The sequence below is a fragment of the Streptococcus sp. GMD3S genome (assembly GCF_000298695.2).
GTDB lineage: Bacteria > Bacillota > Bacilli > Lactobacillales > Streptococcaceae > Streptococcus.
The window spans coordinates 1-538 of sequence record NZ_AJRC02000051.1 but is presented as its reverse complement, the minus strand read 5'-3'; the positions used below and the strand labels follow the sequence as shown (position 1 = coordinate 538).

Here is a 538-nt window from a genome sequence, read left to right as displayed (position 1 = left end):
ACCCGTCCGAAATCCATCACAAAAGATACAGCAAAAGTCAAATCAACCTTCGTAGTTGGGGTGTATTCATCAGCATTCCAATTGGCTTGTTTGTCTTATCAGCCTTTCACAAACTCTTTGTTCAGCATCTTCCCCTCGATACCTTTTGGGACAATCTCTCCCAGTTCGATAAAATGCTCCCTTTACTAGTCTTGGGTTTGGGAATTGGTGCCATCTTTGGAACCATGACCTATGCCTTTTTATCGGAACACGTTAAAAAATAGACCAAGATTCGCTAATTTTTTAATTTATAGGCAAAGAATCCCACCTAGTTCGTTCTAGGTGGGATTCTTTTATTTCTTAACAGAGGTCACAAGTCATTTCCCTTTCATCTTAGAAAGTAGACTCTTTCCAACTCACACTACAATCCAAGACTTGTTGCCTTTCTTCTTGATTGCGGCCTTCAATCTGGTCAATCAAAATCTTTGTAGCCTGTTGTCCTTCTTCAAAGGCGGGCTGAACCAGCGTCGAAACACTTGGAGAAGAAAAGCAAGTCCAC

At 41.3% G+C, this 538-nt stretch carries 2 pseudogenes; one reads left to right on the top strand and one right to left on the bottom strand.

Features of this window, described 5'->3' with window-relative positions:
• A pseudogene (locus GMD3S_RS10980) lies at positions 1 to 263 on the top strand (DUF3278 domain-containing protein); the annotation flags it as partial.
• Between the two features lie 109 nt (positions 264 to 372).
• Here the strand turns inward: GMD3S_RS10980 and GMD3S_RS0209525 are convergent.
• Positions 373 to 538: pseudogene (locus GMD3S_RS0209525) on the bottom strand (substrate-binding domain-containing protein); the annotation flags it as partial.